The sequence below is a fragment of the Aliidiomarina sanyensis genome (assembly GCF_003987175.1).
In the GTDB taxonomy this organism is placed as follows: Bacteria; Pseudomonadota; Gammaproteobacteria; order Enterobacterales; family Alteromonadaceae; genus Aliidiomarina; species Aliidiomarina sanyensis.
On sequence record NZ_PIPM01000004.1, the window covers coordinates 125,055 to 142,356 of the forward strand.

Genomic DNA, 17,302 nt, shown 5'->3' on the forward strand with positions numbered 1-17,302 from the left:
AAATTAGCCCCACACCATGGGTAAGCCAATGAACACCGCGACACTACTCCAGAAAACGCCAAGAGTGTAAGTCCACCAAGGGCGAAGCACGATAGGCTCGTAAGGGAATGCACTACCGACGTACCCCAAACGCACGCGCATGGCTTGCATCAGAGTCAAAATTGCGCCCAATCCACAGTGAAAAATCAGATAGGCGAGCATCACAAACAAGACCGCATCATGGGCACTTTCTTGTAACTCAAGGGGTGCCAGTGCAGTGACCGTCACAAGCAACGCAGTTTGCACCAAGCCCACAAAGCCGATCAGCCAGAAATTCCGCTCGAGGCCATCGTCGTAGCTTTGCTTTAATAGACGGACCTGCAGGTGATAAAAGAACACCATGGCACTGAGCAACACCCCCGAGAACAACAAAATAGGTACATTCAATGGACTGGTATCCGGCATCGACCAATTGGGGGCCACCAACCACAAATAAAGCCACCCAAATAATAGCGACAAATACAATGCACCGTTCGCCATGAGGGTCACGATCATTCCCCACAAGCCTGGGCCATCGAAGGTGCGCGAATGCAGTGGCAATTCGGGATGATCGTAGGGCGTTGGAGGCGCCATTTTGGGGTGTGCCCCGTTCTCCCAACTCCAACGCAATAAGAACACCGCCGCCAATACACAGCCCACAATCGCGAGCGGATAGAATCGAATCAATAAACTAACGCAGACGAGCGCCAAAGCGAGGGAACCCAGTAACGGCCACCAGGAATGTGTCGGAATATGGAAAATCGATACTAATTTGCCGCTAATGGCTTCCGTTCCGAGAAGTTCGCGCCGTCCATGCCGGATTTCTGTGAGGGCATGTTTACCTTCAGGGATTGAGCGCAGCAAGCTCGGATCATCCCACAAAGGGTGACGTGAGCTCACTTCAGGGAGCGATGCAAAATTATACGACCGTGGCGGTGTGCCGGTGGCCCATTCGAGTGTATCCGCATGCCACGGATTCGACTCTGCATTCTTACCAAACTTAAAGTGCAACAGAATGTCGAGGAGGACCAAACCAAAACCTAACGTCATGATAAAGCCACCCACCGATGAGAGCAGGTTTAGCCCATCCCAACCAAGGCCTGCCTCGTAGGTGAAAACACGCCGAGGCATGCCGAGCAAACCCGTCAAATGCATCATCAAGAAGGTGGTGTTCATGCCAATGAAGGTCATCCAAAAACCCCAGCGGCCCAAGCGTAACGAAGGCATGCGACCTGAGAAGTGCGGCAACCAATAATAAAGCCCGGCAATCAAGGGGTACACCATGCCCCCAATCAACACATAATGGAGATGTGCCACCACAAAGTGTGTGTCATGGACCTGCCAGTTAAACGGCACAAGCGCCAGCATCACCCCAGTTAAACCGCCGCAGACAAAAACAATCAGAAAACCGAACACCCATAACATGGGGAGGTTATAGCTCGGCCGGCCAACCCACAAGGTTGCCAGCCAGGCAAAGATTTGAATGGCCGTTGGAATGGCAACTAACATGGTTGCTATGGAGAAGAATGCTTGCGCTAACGCCGGGATCCCCACGGTAAACATGTGGTGAACCCAAATTCCAAAGCTAATAAACGCGGTGAGAATGATCGACAATACAATCCACTTGTAGCCGATAATCGGGCGCTTGGAGAATACCGGAATAATGGTGGTGATCACCGCCGCAGCGGGTAAGAAAATAATGTAAACCTCAGGGTGGCCGAATAGCCAAAACAAATGCTGCCATAGAATCGGGTCACCACCGCCAGCAACTTCAAAGAAAGGCATCCCAGCAGCCCGCTCTAATTCAAGGAGCACCGAGCCGAGAATCAGCGGCGGGAAACCAAACACAATCATGAGGGCCATGGCCAAGATGTACCAACAAAAAATGGGCATCTTGCTAAGGGTCATGCCCGGTGCGCGACTTCGCAGTATGGATACGGTGAGCTCGACTCCCGCAGCCATCGCAGAGATTTCCACAAAGGTAATCCCTAACAACCAGAAATCAGACCCAGGTCCGGGCGCAAATTCTGCACTACTGAGCGGGGTATACATAAACCAGCCTGAATCCGGCGCAATGCCCAAAAACAAGCTCGACATGATGATAATCCCACCAAATAAATAGCAGTAATACCCAAGTGAACTAATGCGTGGGAAGACAAGATCGCGTGCCCCAATCAGCTTGGGAATCATGTAAATTGCCAACCCTTCCAAAATAGGAATGGCGAACAAAAACATCATCACCGTGCCATGCATGGTAAACAACTGACTGTACACATCCGCAGGGACAATGGTCTGTTCCGGCAAGGCGAGCTGTGTCCGAATGAGCATCGCCATGATGCCGCCGATCAAAAAGAAGATCCCACCGGTGACCATGAACCGACGTCCAATCGACGTGTGATTTACCGCGGCGAGCTGCCCCCAACCGGGGAGGTTGTCCCAGACTTTGGCAAATGCTTCGTGAAGTTGCCGTGCATTACTCATGGTCCGCTCCCTGGGCTTCCAGCCATTCAGCGAAGTCTTCCTCACTCACTGCGGAAACTTCAAATTTCATGAATGCATGGGCCGTGCCACAATATTCCGCGCACAAGCCACGGTAGGTGTCGATTTCATCTGCTTGCAGTCGCAATACATTGGTTCGGCCGGGAATGGCATCAAGCTTCCCGCCCAGACGCGGCACCCAAAATGAGTGAATCACGTCCGTGCTGCTAAGGCGAAAATCAATTGGGGTTGAGACCGGAATCACGATGGTGTCGATGAGCTCGATATTATGATCGGGGTAGGTCACGCGCCAAAACCATTGATTGGCCTCCACATCAATGCGCACCACGTTCTCATCGGGATGAGGCAGCATACGATGCCCAAATGGAATACCAAATGCGAGGAGTAAGGTAATCGCAAGAACCGGCAAGCCGATCCCTCCCAACCACACCCAACGATGCAGTTTTCGTTGCGCTTGTTCTTGCGGTACATCTCGCCCATCGCGCTGCATGGCGACCCACCAGCCCCAGCACAGCAATGCCATGACGACCACAGAGAACCAAAACATCCCCCACCACAACCACACCACCATTTGCGCTGAAGGTCCGGCTGGATCGAGCATCGAAAATGGGCCCGAACAGCCGGTGAGCAGTAACACACTGGCGAGCGGCGAAAATTTTGCTAGTCTAAGCAACAGACGTTGCATTAATTCAACCCTCCTGAAATGAAGGAACCCTCATGCCAACCGCCAAGATTGAAAGCCGTGCCGCCGTGTTGGGCCACCCGGTGCATCCGGCCTTGATTCACTTCCCGATTGCCGCCTTGATTATGCTGGTGGCCAGTGATCTGGCTTATGTGTTTACCCAAGATGCCTTCTGGGCGCGGGCAAGTTATTGGTTGGCTTTCATTGGTGTGATGTTTGGTGCCATTTCTGGCTTGGCCGGATCGATTGATTTGTTCACGGTCCGCAGAATAAGAAAGCTGGTGACTGCGTGGGCGCATGGCATTTTGGCAGTGATGATGCTTTCTTTGGCGGCATGTAATTTTATGCTGCGCTGGGACGATATGGCCGCCAATATTATTCCGTGGGGACTGTATATGAGCCTGCTGACCGCAGGATTGATCAAAATTACCGGCTTTCTGGGTGCACAGTTGGTCTATGAGTATGGCGTGGGTGTGGATATTACCGAAGCCACTCAGCGCGATGTTCGTCCCTAAATTTAGAGCGTCCATGGAACCCCCTCAGGCACGGCTGGCTTGGCAAGTACGATCCACAGGATGGCGACAATCAACACGGAAAGCAATGCGATAAACACATAGCTCCATGCACGAACCATGGCGTATTGCTTGCGCTCCACGCGAATGATCAAGAGCCCCAAGCTGGCATGAGCAGCCGCCATGATCGCGACTAAGGTCAATTTAGCGAGCAGCCAGAAATCGGCACTTTGGTTGATAAGAAACACCACAGACCCGGCGGTGATACTAATGAGGGCGGCGGGTGTTGCGACATGGGTATAGACAAACCGCGCCATCGAATCGATGCCTTGGGGCGGATCACTGAAGTTATTCTCGTGACGACCAGCTCCCGCCAAAATCACAGGGACAAAATACGCGCCCGCAACCCAAATCGTGAGAAATATAATATGGAGCGAGAGCACCCAAAGCACGCTATGTCACCTCAATTGGTCGATGATGTTGTTGTAATATTATGTTTTATTTAAAAAAGTCTGGCTCATATTCTCACTTTTGCAAGTTTTTCTGCCTGTTTCTTAAGCGCTCAACACCCACCCTTTCCTTATTTTTTTCGTGCAATTTTCGCTCCGCTCGAATACTGTATGCATAGACAGTGTTTTATTGTTTTGGAGTCGATGCGGTGAGCCACACACGGGAGTTGCCCCCCAAATATTATCGGGATCATTTCCTTGAGTTTTTAAGCTATATCCAGGATATCTGCGGACACTTGCTCGATGACAGCGATCAGCAATTCCTCTCGATCGTAAACGCGCTCAATGACGATGCACTCTGTTTATTTGTTCGGCTAGTGAACCGGAAGGCTGATTTTGTTAACGTCGCGCGGCTCCAGTACCACGAGATTGAAGATCTGCCGGGGGCGTTGACACAGCTACATGCCCATGAGCTAGTGCAAGGTGTTAAGCCCGAGCGGCTATCCTCCGAGAACTGGATAGAGCTCCTCAATACGCTGACCAAACCTGAGCTCATGACCCTCGCCCGAGCCCTACCGCTCGATACGCCCCCACCCCCAGTAAGTGCGCAAAAGGCGCGTTGGGTCGAGTGGCTGCGTCCCCTTCAAGCTGACGTTTCATCAGATCACGGGGTCCTTGAGAATTATGTTCAAGAATGCGAACCCGCCTTCCTTCAATATTTTAAATATCTGTTCTTCGGTAATCTGCGCGGAACGCTAAATCAATTTTCAATGCGTGACTTAGGACTGCTGCGAACACGCGATGAATTTGTTCCCGATGAGGGCGGAAGTGCACGTTTTGATACGCTTGGTGAGGCCAAATCTGCATTTTTCTATGCGGAAAAACTGAACTGGCTCAAGCGCGCTGTCCACTCCATCGAGCAACTCAAATACCAAGCTGATATGGCAGCAAACTGGCCTGAACCCTCTGGACCCGTCGCGCGCGATCTCCATGGCAAGTGGTGCTATGAGCTCGGTCGGAAACTGCTCGAAGATGACGAAGCGACCGCGTTAAGGCTGTTACATCAAAGCAGCGATCCGCGCGCCACCGAAAAATACATTCGCGTCCGCTACCTAGCGGGCTGCAAAGAAGAAGTGGAGGGTATCCTACAGAACATCATTGAAAATCCAGAGAGTGAACACTTACTTTTATTCGCGCAGGATTTTCTCGAGAGAAAATATCAACAAAAACGCACAAGCCTTTTAACGGATATGCTTCGGGATGCTCCGGCCCCTCTCCCATTGGATGAAGCTTACCGAGATCGCGCTGAAGCTGGCGTTAAAGCCTTTCTGCAGCGCAAGGGATCAACGGCATGGCATACGGAAAACCGGGTATGGCTGTGCCTGTTTGGGCTGACCTTTTGGGAAGAGCTATTTGGGGCGGATCATGGACTATGCACACCGTTTGATCGCCGACCGACAATATTGACGCACAACCAGTTCTACACGCAGTCAAAAACAGCAATCGAATCGCGCTTATCGTCACTGGCCGGACCGCAGACGTCACCCGCTAACTGGATCGCTCATATTCGAAAAGTCGCGACCCGAGCCTATGGAAAGCCGAATGGGATTTTTCGCTGGCACCCAGCGCTCCTTGATATTCTTACCACCCTTATCGCGCACAGTTCTCTTGAGTCACTCGCCCAGCTTATGCGTGACATGGCGCAAGACTTCAATGGTCGCAATGATGGCTATCCCGATTTAATGGTTCTTGAAAGCGAAAGGCTGCGTTTTGAAGAAGTGAAAGCACCGGGGGATGTCCTCCGCCGCAACCAATTAGCGCGGATACGCCGCCTGCGTGAACTCGGTTTCGAGGTCCTGATTCGACGGGTCGAATGGCAACTCGATCCGAATCAGCCCTATGTGGTGGTCGACGTTGAAACCACCGGAGGCGGTCAGTCCTATCATCGCGTCATTGAGATTGGGATGGTAAAAGTAGTGGGTGGTGAAATTGTCGATAACTGGCAATCACTCATTCATCCGGAGCGCCATATCCCTCGGCACATCACCGAGCTGACCGGCATTAGCAATGATATGGTAGCGAACGCGCCTACATTTGCAGAGAAAAGCGACGAAATTCTGGCATTTCTACAAGATGCGATTTTTGTCGCCCACAATGTGAATTTTGATTATGGATTCTTTAAGCGGGAGTTTGAAAGGGTGGGAACGTTTTTCCGCCTCCCGAAACTATGCACTGTCCGCTTGGCACGCGCAGCATTTCCGGGGCTTCCGTCCTACTCCTTGGGAAAACTCTGCCAATCATTAGATATCCGCCTCGAGAGTCATCATCGTGCACTCGATGATGCACAAGCGGCCGCAGAGATTCTGCGGCTAGTACAGGAACCAGTTTTCCGGCATACTGGTCCAATCAGTGAATAACAAGGCAAGATGAATGCGAAAATCCATTCGATCCTGGTTCAGTAGCCCTCGAGGGCTTCGTTTTCTTCTTAATTGGTATCGCCCTTACCGAGGTGCCGCCATTCGTGTTGCGCACATCAGCGACGATTTTAAACATGCGCGCGTGGAAATGGGCTTGCGGTGGTACAACCGTAATTATGTCGGAACGCAATTTGGTGGATCGCTGTATAGCATGGTCGATCCCATGTACATGCTGCTTCTCATGCGGTTACTCGGGCGGGAGTATATTGTGTGGGATAAAACAGCACACATTGATTTTATTCGCCCCGGCCGTGGCAAAGTGCATGCTGATTTCACCATTACCGACGAAGAACTTTTGGCCATCAAAAATGCGGCAGACAATGGCGAAAAGGTCCTACCGCATTGGGACGTGTGGATAAAAGATAAAGACGGCGAGGTCGTCGCCAAAGTGCGCAAAGGTCTTTATGTGCGCAAGAAGCCCGCGTAACCAAGACAACCTATTCGGCAGGCACTCGGCCCAAGGCGCCGTTACGGAACAGGCTTCGGCTACGTCAGGGAGCTAGATATTCAACAATACAAAGCCGATACCAATCCGGTTTTGCCGGTGGTTATAATCAATCATGGTCTCGCCGTATCCGGAAAAAATCTGCAAATGAAAGCGCAAGCCATCAGGAACCGAGCGCCGCACCGGATGCGTCACATCGACCTGCCATGACCCACGATTGATCGATACATTCGGGGAAACTCGCGTTAACGTAAGACTCGTCATATCCCACAAGCCACCAATGCGAGTCTCGAGGTTGCCACGGAAATGGGTCAAATCTGGGTTATCGTCATCGCTCTCACCGATCCGCAGTTTATAGGTACTTTCAACAATCAATCCCTGAACCTCAAGTGCTCCACCAATATTCCAATAGTTCCAACTTCGTGATTCCGGTTCCCGTTGTCCATTCGATTCATGGGCCAGCCCGAAGCGCAGCATTTGGAGTCGCAATCCACCCGGGATCGGGTCAAATCGCTCCGCCAACGGAACAATGTAAAAAATTTCTGGATTGTGATCGGTGCTCCGAAATGGTGCTGAGTCTTGGTGGTTCCACGCCTGCCACAAAGATGTCTGGGTATAAGCCACCCATACATCGGCATTTGGAAGGAGGAAATCTTCAAGAATTTTTGTGCGCAGCGAGAGCTGAATCTTTACTTCATAATTCCGGTAGGTGTCATTCCGTTCTGAAGCACCGCGGGTTGGACTGGTTGGCTGTTGATTGACATTCGATGAGTAATGGTACGGAAGCAAATAATTGGCATGATAGGTTCGCATTTGATAAAGCCCACGCTTATGGTCACGTTCAAGTTCCCAAAACCGACTGAGCAACTCGCCTGCGTCTAACATCAACTCTTCGGCATCCAGTGTGTCAAACTCCGTGACCGCCTGGTCCGCTTTGACACTGCCCATCCCACACAAACCAATAACCAAGAACCCTAGGACCGTCAGTGGACGCATCGTTTCTTCCTTACTCTCTGTGGTGCATCAGACCCACTGATTAAAACGAGGAACCTGGCTGCTTTAAAAAGGCAATTTCTGCCTCCGTCGATTGACGTCCAAGAATAGCGTTGCGGTGAGGATAGCGACCGAATTCTACAATAATATCTCGGTGCTTCACCTCAAACTCAAGATTAAACTCCAGCCCCGGTTGATCATAGAGCTCCATCGCGACGTCATGGATTGGCAATGATTCACTGTGCATATAAGGCATGTAAAGGAATGCTCGCTGGGCCGTGTTCAGTTGGTTGTCCGCACACTGAGCAACTGCCTCTTGCGCCAACGCGAGCGCAAGTGCGTCCTGGGCAAACGCACCGGGTTGATCACGAAAAATATTGCGTGAGAACTGATCAAGCACAATGATTTCCGCGAGGCGTCCTTCGGGTGTATGGCGCCAACGATAGAGTTCACACTGAGAAGCGGCGCGGTGCACCTCCGAAAACCTCCGCGTGATGGTGGCATCGAGTCCGCTGTCCTTTTTGAACCATTGCTGCGGTGTTAATTCCTCAAACCAAAAATCCAAAATCTCTTGTTCTTGCATTGCAGACCCTCGACGCAGACTCATAACTTTCTTTTCCATCTTAGAGGAAAAGTCCGAAGATTTCCCGCAGCGACACAACAAAAGATTTATTTCAAAGCCTGCTTTGCGTATTGTATACAACCAGAGCCACAAATGGCCGATGTTGTATAGTTTTTAGGGGTTGAATTTGCGCGTCGTTGTCCTCTTTTTTATCTTACTGAGCCTTGGTATCGCTGCGGTCGCACAGCCCGTCAGCTTCCGTGATGTGCTTGAGCTCGAAGTCCCAGAGCCCGATCGAGTTATCCGCTATGGGGAAGCCTCGCCTCAGTTTATAGAGCTTTATGTACCCGCTGAGTCATCTGCACCACTACTCATTTTTATTCATGGCGGATGTTGGCTTAATTCCTTTGATGTAGGCCACTCCCACCCCCTAGCCCATGCGCTACGTGATGAGGGATATGCCGTGGCAGCCTTAGAGTTTCGACGCCTAGACGATGAAGGTGGGGGCTGGCCGGGAACCTTTGACGATATTCAAACAGCGCTCAACACACTTCACGGCAAGGAGGGAGATGTGTTCGATACATCCTCAGTCACCTTGATTGGCCACTCAGCCGGTGGCCACCTCGCACTTCTTGCCGCAAGTCCAATCATGCAACGCCAAAACGAAACCCTTCCGATCCGCGCAGTGATCGGATTAGCAGCCATTACCGATATAGAGATGTATGCGCAGGGTGAAAGCGGCTGCGAGAATGCTGCGGCCCGGTTTATCGCGAGCGATCCAGATGCGCGAAATACAATGAATCCTTCGCTTCATCCCATTCATCCACAGACGATTCTGTTGCAGGGGACTGAGGACACCATTGTACCGCGTGAGCAAACCGAGTTGACCGGTGCTGAAGTGGTGATGCTAGAGGGCCTTGGCCACTTTGATGTCATTCACCCAGAAACGGACGCATTCCCCGAGCTTATCCGGGTGCTGCAATCCGTTCACTAATTTCGAATAACGACCCGAACCAGAACGAAGCAAAGAGGTACCCATGGCACTTGAGAAGGCCCGTGGATTAGACCAAAGCGACCCACTAGCTGCCAAACGCGCACTGTTCTCGATCCCCCACGATACGATTTATCTGGACGGTAATTCACTCGGTGTGATGAGCCACGCAGTGAACGAACGCGTGGCTGACGTCACCCGCCGTCAATGGGGTAAAGACCTTATTACGAGTTGGAACAAACATGGGTGGATTGATCTACCGATTACCGTCGGGGATCGAATTGGGAAGCTTATCGGTGCGGCGCCAGGACAGGTCATTTGCTGTGATTCAATATCCATCAACTTGTTCAAAGTACTCTGTGCAGCACTGCAGATACAATCGGGTCGCACGCAATTCGTATCCACAGAGGATAATTTCCCAACCGACCTCTATATGATTCAAGGGGTTGAGCGCTTGCTCGGCGACCGTTGCTCATTAACGACCGTGGCTGAAGACGATTTAATCGCATCAATCACCGAAGAGACGGCTGCAGTCGTTGTCACCGAGGTAAACTTTCGCACAGGACGTCGACTCGACTTAGCGAAAATCACGGCTCAGGCTCACGACAAGGGTGCGCTCGTCATTGTCGATCTTGCCCATAGTGCAGGCGCCATGCCAGTCACACTCGACGCGTTGGGCATAGATTTCGCAGTAGGCTGCACCTACAAATACCTGAACGCGGGCCCTGGTGCTCCTGCTTTCGTATATGTTGCGAAGAAATGGCTATCGAGTGACTTTGCGGGAGCACTACAACCTCTGTTTGGTTGGCTTGGACATGCGGAACCTTTTGCTTTTTCGCCTCAATACACCGGCGCGTCTGGGATCCGTCAATTTTTGGTTGGCACACCGCCTATTATTTCCCTTTCCGCTGTGGACGCAGCACTCGACGCCTTTGAGGATGTTTCCATGGAAGCCATTCGTGAAAAATCCCTTCAACTTATGGAGTTTTGGCTGAGTTGCATGGGTGATCACGGTCTTCTAACGATCATGCCATGTGTTTCTCCCACTGAGGGGACCATCCGGGGAAGTCAGCTCTCGTTCGCACATGATGACGCGTACGCCATCTGTCAGGCTTTAATTGCGCGCGGTGTTGTCGCAGATTTCCGGGCGCCTAACTACCTCCGATTTGGCTTTGCCCCTTTGTATAACACCTATGAAGATGTAGCGCGCGCCGTAGCGAGACTCTCAGAGATTGTTTACAGCGGTGCCTATCAAGACAAAGCGTTTCAATCCCGCGCCGCTGTAACCTAAGGTAACCAACGCAAATAGAAGGTAACCAACGCACCGCGTTGGGACGAGAAGGTAGCCAACGCACCGCGTTGGGACGAAATAAGAACCCAACGCAATGCGTTGGCTACCCCTGTGCTTTATGTGTTGCGTGCCAACGAATGGCCTGCCAGCGACCATCAATAATTTTCAGAACGCCAGAATTCAAAAAATACGCTTCGCTCTCATCCGCAACATTTGCTGCAACGAGGGTGAAACTAATCAAAGCGAGCGGACCCTCATACTGAATATCCAAATCATCCGCACGATACCAGACAGCAACCTCATCTTCGGGCGTCGGCGTGGAGCCCTCCATTCCGGACATCAACTCTGCTTTTCCAAAGCGTGTCCCATTGGAGCTGGTATAGATAAGTTCTTCTGCCCAAAATGCATCATGAATCGCTGCGTCTCCAACACTGGCACCATGCAGGAAACGATCAACCGCCATAACCACTTCGTCCTCGCCCGCTTGCACAGGCATCCACCCGACGAGTAGCAACACCATTAAAATTCGAGTCAGCATTCTTTTTCCCTTTTGGTTGATTTCAGATAATCTGTATTGAAGAAGTATAAACCTTAATCATTCAGGAAAAACCATGCGCTGGATTCTACTTATTCTCGTCACGTTCACTTTAGCGGCCTGCGTACCTCAGCCCCGCGAATTAGCACTTCACGTGGTTGCGGCTGAAGCTCAGACGCTGGATGGGCAATTAGTGAAAACGTCTGGTGTGGTGCGTATGTATGATGACCCTCTCCATTATTGGGTCGAAGATGGCCAACTTAATCGAGTGGGCCTTGAAGGGCAAAATTTTGCTCGTTACGTCGATCAGGATGTCGTGGTGATGGGAGTGTTTCGGATGAACGCCGATCGCGGCCGATATATTGAAGTATCCCAAATCCGCACCTTACGGTAACCGCTGCGTTTGACGTAACCAACGCACCGCGCTGGGAAGAGACGGTAGCCAACGCACCGCGCTGGGAAGATACGGTAACCAACGCACCGCGTTGGGATTCAGAACCGTAAAATAACCCGTATAAACAGAATAATAAAATACAAGTAAGTAAACATCAGGAGCCAATTCACCCCCCAGAGCGCATACCCCGCTCGGTTATCGAGGTTATTCTTCCTCCGCTTTTCGGGGTCGAGTAACATCAATGTCGATGGAATATTGAAAGCGGCCGATGCCAAAATCAGTGGAAGCGAAATAACCATCACCAACATGCCAATGCCACCTGCGGAATATGATGGGGAACTCATATCCACTTGTTCATAGACTAACCAGGCGAAGCCGAATCCCATCAAAGCGGTGATCAGGGCAAGCTGCTGTAGCTTTTTCATGATGTCTCACACTTCCTCAAGCTGAGTTCCGATAAACGCAAAACGAGGAACTGCTTTTCCCTCCCACTCAACCATTTCAGTAAACATCGTAAACGGACGAACCCACAATTCCTGATCACCATAACAAGGGCGATACACGACAACCCACTCTTCCGTTTCTGAGTGGCGCGCCAGCCCCTCTACAAGATAAATCGGGCCTTTGTAGTGGCGGTAATAGCCAATATCTAACGGGGGCTTCTGCATTACAATCTCCAGAGTTCTCAAACAATCTAACGCGCCCATAATCATTGGCGGTGCGCGGCGTACCTCAACCGCTCAAATGGCTCCCTAACTCATGATAATAACCAGATTTTGACCAGAAGTCCCCCGGTCACTTTTCGTTAGCCAAACTCCCATAATTCAGGTTATGCTGCGATTCAGAAGGCAGTATGGAAATGCACCCGTGTCAATCAAATCACTGAACACCAAACAACTTGAATACTTCTTTGAGCAACTCTGGAAGCAGACGTTGAATCCAATTTGGGTTTGCAAAGTCGTGCCCGATGATTTTGAAATGGTCAGTGCCAATGAAGCAGCGTTTCGAGTCGATCCCAATCAAAAGCCGGGGGTCCTCGTCAGCGAAGTAATACGAATGGGTGGCCATGACAACGAAATTCTTGCCGGGTACTACACCTGCCTCGAAACCGGCGATGTGGTCGAGTTTGAACAACGTCCGTGGGTAAATGGTAAAGAATATTTGTTTCGGACCTTGTTGGTTCCAATAAAAAACACGCAAGGGAGAGTAACCCATATCTGGGGCACGGCGCACAACCTGACTGATTTCCTTGACCCACAAAAAGAACTGCTCGCCATTAACGAAATTCTTGAACAGCGGGTGAAAGAGCGAACCGAGCAACTGAATGATGCGCTCAAGAAGTTAGAAATTCTCTCAACGACAGACGAGCTCACAGGGCTCGCGAATAGACGTTTCCTGGATGAGAATCTAACGCGGGCAGTGCTCCGAGTGCATCGCACCAAAGAGCCGCTCGCTGTGTTATTCATCGATATCGATGACTTCAAATTATTTAACGATGAGTTCGGACACAGTATCGGTGATTATTGTTTGAAACAGGTCGCGGCGACACTGCTCAGTTTGGACCGACGGGAAGACGATGTTGTGGCGCGGTACGGTGGGGAAGAATTTATGATTCTTCTGCCGAATTGCTCCAGTTCCGATGCCATGCGTATTGCAGAGCAAGTACGCCACGCGGTCGAACGCCTTGAGCTGAATCCAGATAACACAACAAACAAGCCTTCGCATGTGACCATCAGCGTTGGCGTCGCGGTGAGCGGCACCCTGCGGTTCACCTCTGATGAGCTACTCAAAGAAGCCGATGATGCCCTCTATGCTGCAAAAGCTGCTGGGCGTAATCAATGTATTTTACGAGAGCTTTAGGTTCCGTGATGCCTTATATCCTGGCCCAATGCCCCGTTACGGAATATGCGTTGGTTACCAATGAGTGCCCGTAGCCAACGCACTGCGTTGGGGGTGTTTAATTTTTAAACACTACGCTAGGATAGTCTGGCAGAGTGGATGCTAGAAGAAGTCACAGCACATGATGTCGCTCTCTCTTTAATAATCAAAATAAGGAAAGAGAGATGGCTTTACGAACAATTAAAATCTTGTTGGCGTTATTTATCGGTCTCTTGTGCGTTTTCTATGCCGCACAAAATGTCGTTAACCTGGCTGAAGCCCACTTCTTTATGGGTTACGTTCTAGGACTTTCAGACCATCAAGCCTACCCCAATACCTTCGCCTTTGGCATTTCAAACCCAGTCCTCGTGTGGATTCCACTGACACTGGTCATAGCCTTAGAATTTATCGCAGGTTTTGTGGTGCTGAAAGGAACCTATGCCATGTGGCAAGCGCGCAGGCGTGATGTTGCCACCTTCCAACACAGTAAATCGACCGTTTTTCTTGGTGCAGGTATTGCGCTGCTCGTGTGGTTCGGTCTCTTTACCGTGATTGGCGGGGCGTTTTTCCAAATGTGGCAAACAGAGCTCGGTGCCGGCTCGCTGATGGGATCGTTCCAGTATCTTGGTTCCATCGCTTTGGTGTCGTTGTTTATCGCCATGCCCGACTCGTAGCCAACGCATCGCGTTGGGCGTGCGTTTTGCGATGCCTCATATCCCGGCCCAACGCCCCGTTACGGAATACGCGTTGGTTACCGGGTGTGGGCCTCGCAATGCGTTGGTTACCGAACCAAGTGAAACTGGGTTTGCCGTCCGGCCAAATAGATCACTCGCTCACCATTGAAGTATGCACTTTGCTCCATTTTGATGTGGACGAGCTGACCACCCCACTCCGCGACGGGATGTTTGATGTTCCCTTCAATCGCGTACGCGGTGTTTGGATACAGTGGCCAATCGCCTTGAACCGGCGTTGGCCCCTGGTTATCCCACATCCCAATGGTCGGCCCAGGTGCATGGCCATAGAAACCAATTGGGTGCGTATATGTACTGCTTAAAATACCTTCCGATTCAGCTTGTGCGATGGTCGCTGCAAGAATCTCGTTTCCCGTGCGCCCCGTCACAAACTCGCCAGTCAGAATGTCCTGCCAACGATTCCCCACCCGATATGCATCTTTGAATCCTTGCGGTACATCATCCTCATCGACGCGAAGAACATAAGCCATTTCCTGCGTATCAGTACATAGTTTCAAATAACAAATACCCACATCGGTATGGAGTAAGTCGCCCCGCTTGATGACACCCGTATCGCCACAAAACGCGGTCTCGGGATCACAGGTGATACCCTCACGTTGAAAGCTCACATACGGCATGAACCAAATAGGCAGTTGGAGTTCTTTAAATCGCTCACGAATGTACCAGGCCACATCATCCGTGGTCGTAATTCCAGGCGTTATAACCCGAGAGCTAAACGCCTCGGCAATGACGCCGCGCGCGATCCCGACAATATGCGGATACACTTCGAGCTCAGCTTCGGTCCGTTGCTCAATCCACCGAACAACTAAAGCTTCCGCCGAGACAATTCGCTCATCAAAGCCCTCCGGCAGAACCTCCAGTAACCGGGTATGCAGAGCAGACGTCAGTCCGTCAGCCACAGACCAATCGCGTGACACATTGATTCCAATGGTGCCTGGATTTTTCTCAGCAATCAGTTCCCCTAAGGCGTCCCATTGCTCATCAAGACTGCCCCCTTGCCAAGCTGCTTCGTAGGGGGCGCCCAATGGATAGCGATTAACCGTCAACCGCTCAACCGTTCCATCCTCAAGACGATTAAAGACCAACATAGTCGTGCGCCGCGCCGCGAATTCCGGCTGAGGAATCAAGGTGAAGTAAATTGGATCCTCCGCCTTTTCACGATTGAGCACCAGCCACATATCAATGTTTTGCTCTTCCATCAGACGTGGTAGCAAATGTTCAAGTCGATCCGCGAGCATCTCATTCTCAGGCGCAATACGCGCCCGGGGCGACAAAATTGAAAAGTCGGTGGCATTTTCAATCACGCGACCTTGCGTCGGTTCAGCCGAATTCGCATCACACCCAGTGGCATTCAGCAATAAAGCTGCCGCCAACAAACCTATGTGTTTTATGCCCATGTCATCTCCTATTGTGCTTATTTTTATAAGTGCCACTGCAACCAATGTGCATTTGGACCGGGACGAATTTCCGCCTCAGTCGGTTCAGCTTCTTTGCGTAATTCAACCAAGCCAAACAGCTCAGCAACCAACGTCATCCGCCGTAAGTAGGTTTCAAGCAGTTCCGTAATGGGTCCCATAAACGGGGACTGACATTCAAAATAAATATCCGGTATCAGTTGAGCAAGATAGTCTGTATACGCGTGAAGTGGGGTCCAATCCTCGGTTTCGCATATCTTCCACAGAACCAACGGGAAGCTAAACTGGATCGCGGGGATATCTGAATGGCCTCCGAATCTGGCCCAGTTGTATGCGCCGAGCCCCGCACGCAAAAGCGCCAAGGTGAGCTCAGTGCTTGCCGCCTGAGGAAGCACCTGCTTTCCTCGCTTGCTTAAGGTAAGACTGCCCTTATCCACCGTTACCAAATCGGTACACTCAAGAATCCCAAGCGCGTGCTCTTCAAGCTGCAACGGTTGAGTCAGAATATCAGTCGGTGCAATTTCGCGCTCAAATGCCGGGGCTCGAGGGACACTGCGATCACGCAACGCCAAAAATGTCGGGGCTAATACGTGGGTGATGGGTAACGCTGCGTGCCCATCTGGAATCACAATCTCCAAAAATTCAGGGGCATCGTAGGGGCGGGCAAGAAATTCATGCAGGAGGCCCGGTAATTCATAGTCCTCGTCGTGGGTAATAAACTGTGCCGCCACATCCTCGTCAGGCAGTTGGTCGGCCTGCGAAAAAATCTCTTCGATCAGATCGTTTAGGTTGAGTTGCAACAACTCGAGTTGCGGATCCATTGGGTCCCACTCTGAAACCCCAAGCCACTCGATGATCCCTTGCTTACTCTCATCGTTACCCGCTGAACCGAGTGTTTTTAAGATTTCCTCATAGCCGAAAACCCCACCCGCATTCTCCGGTGGGCACCGACCCGATGCACTCAGGACTTGTGTTAGCCCCTCATCTTCTGGGACCCATTCGAGCAATTGAATAAGGTGTGTCCAGTTATCACCAAAATCATACACATAGTGTATACAGGCGCCGACTTCGGGGAGCACATCGCGCAATGTCACTTCGTGGTCGAGAAGGTTGCTGGTTGCCTCACCCAATAAATCATCCGTATCGGGGTAAATCGAACCGAGCGGTGTGTGAAAGCAATAGAAATGCTCATCACGCCAACCCATGGCTTCTTGCAAAAACATATGCACGAAATCAAGGGTGAAATCTGCTGGGATCTGCAAAATGCGCTCAACAGGAACAGGAGCGTCTTCTAACGAAATTAAAATGGTCGCGTAATGACTCAAAATAGCTCTCTCTTCGGCAAGTTATCGCTAGCATAACTGTCGATGCTTGGGATGCAAATAAAAGTCTGGTTTTCTTCTGTATAT

General features: G+C 51.0%; 18 protein-coding genes. 8 read left to right on the forward strand and 10 right to left on the reverse strand.

The window, feature by feature from the left end:
• Positions 1-3 precede the first annotated feature (3 nt).
• Together ctaD and coxB are read right to left on the reverse strand one after the other, a co-directional pair.
• Positions 4-2,499 carry a cytochrome c oxidase subunit I gene (gene ctaD / locus CWE11_RS05800; RefSeq protein WP_126776661.1) on the reverse strand — a complete coding sequence of 832 codons (2,496 nt, stop codon included), beginning with the start codon at positions 2,497-2,499 and terminating at the stop codon, positions 4-6.
• Positions 2,492-3,202 carry a cytochrome c oxidase subunit II gene (coxB, locus tag CWE11_RS05805; protein WP_126776662.1) on the reverse strand — a complete coding sequence of 237 codons (711 nt, stop codon included), beginning with the start codon at positions 3,200-3,202 and terminating at the stop codon, positions 2,492-2,494. Before coxB ends, ctaD begins: the two co-directional genes overlap by 8 nt.
• Before the next feature lie 32 nt (positions 3,203-3,234).
• Here coxB and CWE11_RS05810 point away from each other — a divergent pair, with 32 nt between their 5' ends.
• Positions 3,235-3,714 carry a DUF2231 domain-containing protein gene (locus CWE11_RS05810; protein ID WP_126776663.1) on the forward strand — a complete coding sequence of 160 codons (480 nt, stop codon included), beginning with the start codon at positions 3,235-3,237 and terminating at the stop codon, positions 3,712-3,714.
• A gap of 2 nt (positions 3,715-3,716) precedes the next feature.
• Here CWE11_RS05810 and CWE11_RS05815 read toward each other — a convergent pair whose 3' ends face one another.
• The gene (locus tag CWE11_RS05815; RefSeq protein ID WP_126776664.1) at positions 3,717-4,163 is read right to left on the reverse strand and encodes a CopD family protein; all 447 of its coding nucleotides are present in this window, start codon (positions 4,161-4,163) and stop codon (positions 3,717-3,719) included.
• Positions 4,164-4,369: 206 nt separating this feature from the next.
• Between CWE11_RS05815 and CWE11_RS05820 the strand changes: the two genes are divergently transcribed.
• On the forward strand, positions 4,370-6,577 hold the full coding sequence (locus tag CWE11_RS05820) for an exonuclease domain-containing protein (protein ID WP_126776665.1): 2,208 nt from the start codon (positions 4,370-4,372) through the stop codon (positions 6,575-6,577).
• A 13-nt stretch (positions 6,578-6,590) separates the two neighbouring features.
• Positions 6,591-7,064 (forward strand): DUF4442 domain-containing protein, encoded by a 474-nt coding sequence (locus CWE11_RS05825; RefSeq protein WP_126776666.1) that lies wholly within the window; start codon positions 6,591-6,593, stop codon positions 7,062-7,064.
• Between the two features lie 72 nt (positions 7,065-7,136).
• On the opposite strand, the gene CWE11_RS05830 is transcribed toward CWE11_RS05825, so the two are convergent.
• Together CWE11_RS05830 and CWE11_RS05835 are read right to left on the reverse strand one after the other, a co-directional pair.
• Positions 7,137-8,078 (reverse strand): phospholipase A, encoded by a 942-nt coding sequence (locus CWE11_RS05830; protein WP_126776667.1) that lies wholly within the window; start codon positions 8,076-8,078, stop codon positions 7,137-7,139.
• Between the two features lie 40 nt (positions 8,079-8,118).
• Positions 8,119-8,682 carry a DUF924 family protein gene (locus CWE11_RS05835; protein ID WP_241971738.1) on the reverse strand — a complete coding sequence of 188 codons (564 nt, stop codon included), beginning with the start codon at positions 8,680-8,682 and terminating at the stop codon, positions 8,119-8,121.
• Positions 8,683-8,824: 142 nt separating this feature from the next.
• Between CWE11_RS05835 and CWE11_RS05840 the strand changes: the two genes are divergently transcribed.
• Both CWE11_RS05840 and kynU read left to right on the forward strand, forming a co-directional pair.
• Positions 8,825-9,631 carry an alpha/beta hydrolase gene (locus CWE11_RS05840; RefSeq protein ID WP_157981298.1) on the forward strand — a complete coding sequence of 269 codons (807 nt, stop codon included), beginning with the start codon at positions 8,825-8,827 and terminating at the stop codon, positions 9,629-9,631.
• Positions 9,632-9,674: 43 nt separating this feature from the next.
• Positions 9,675-10,919: a kynureninase gene (kynU, locus tag CWE11_RS05845; protein WP_126776669.1), complete on the forward strand. Its 1,245-nt coding sequence runs from the start codon at positions 9,675-9,677 to the stop codon at positions 10,917-10,919.
• Between the two features lie 103 nt (positions 10,920-11,022).
• Here kynU and CWE11_RS05850 read toward each other — a convergent pair whose 3' ends face one another.
• The gene (locus CWE11_RS05850) at positions 11,023-11,457 is read right to left on the reverse strand and encodes a nuclear transport factor 2 family protein (protein WP_126776670.1); all 435 of its coding nucleotides are present in this window, start codon (positions 11,455-11,457) and stop codon (positions 11,023-11,025) included.
• A 73-nt stretch (positions 11,458-11,530) separates the two neighbouring features.
• Here CWE11_RS05850 and CWE11_RS05855 point away from each other — a divergent pair, with 73 nt between their 5' ends.
• Positions 11,531-11,848 (forward strand): hypothetical protein, encoded by a 318-nt coding sequence (locus tag CWE11_RS05855; RefSeq protein WP_126776671.1) that lies wholly within the window; start codon positions 11,531-11,533, stop codon positions 11,846-11,848.
• 98 nt (positions 11,849-11,946) lie between these two features.
• On the opposite strand, the gene CWE11_RS05860 is transcribed toward CWE11_RS05855, so the two are convergent.
• Positions 11,947-12,273, reverse strand: coding sequence for a hypothetical protein (locus CWE11_RS05860; protein ID WP_126776672.1), 327 nt, complete (start codon positions 12,271-12,273; stop codon positions 11,947-11,949).
• A gap of 6 nt (positions 12,274-12,279) precedes the next feature.
• On the reverse strand, positions 12,280-12,516 hold the full coding sequence (locus CWE11_RS05865; RefSeq protein WP_126776673.1) for a DUF1653 domain-containing protein: 237 nt from the start codon (positions 12,514-12,516) through the stop codon (positions 12,280-12,282).
• A 199-nt stretch (positions 12,517-12,715) separates the two neighbouring features.
• Here CWE11_RS05865 and CWE11_RS05870 point away from each other — a divergent pair, with 199 nt between their 5' ends.
• Together CWE11_RS05870 and CWE11_RS05875 are read left to right on the forward strand one after the other, a co-directional pair.
• Positions 12,716-13,708, forward strand: a complete 993-nt coding sequence (locus tag CWE11_RS05870) for a GGDEF domain-containing protein (protein ID WP_157981299.1) — start codon at positions 12,716-12,718, stop codon at positions 13,706-13,708.
• 203 nt (positions 13,709-13,911) lie between these two features.
• Positions 13,912-14,400, forward strand: coding sequence for a DUF2165 family protein (locus CWE11_RS05875; RefSeq protein ID WP_126776675.1), 489 nt, complete (start codon positions 13,912-13,914; stop codon positions 14,398-14,400).
• A 107-nt stretch (positions 14,401-14,507) separates the two neighbouring features.
• Here CWE11_RS05875 and CWE11_RS05880 read toward each other — a convergent pair whose 3' ends face one another.
• Entirely contained in the window at positions 14,508-15,875 is a 1,368-nt protein-coding gene (locus CWE11_RS05880) for a M24 family metallopeptidase (RefSeq protein WP_126776676.1), read from the reverse strand.
• Between the two features lie 23 nt (positions 15,876-15,898).
• Positions 15,899-17,218 carry a plasmid pRiA4b ORF-3 family protein gene (locus tag CWE11_RS05885; protein ID WP_157981300.1) on the reverse strand — a complete coding sequence of 440 codons (1,320 nt, stop codon included), beginning with the start codon at positions 17,216-17,218 and terminating at the stop codon, positions 15,899-15,901.
• Between the last annotated feature and the right edge of the window lie 84 nt (positions 17,219-17,302).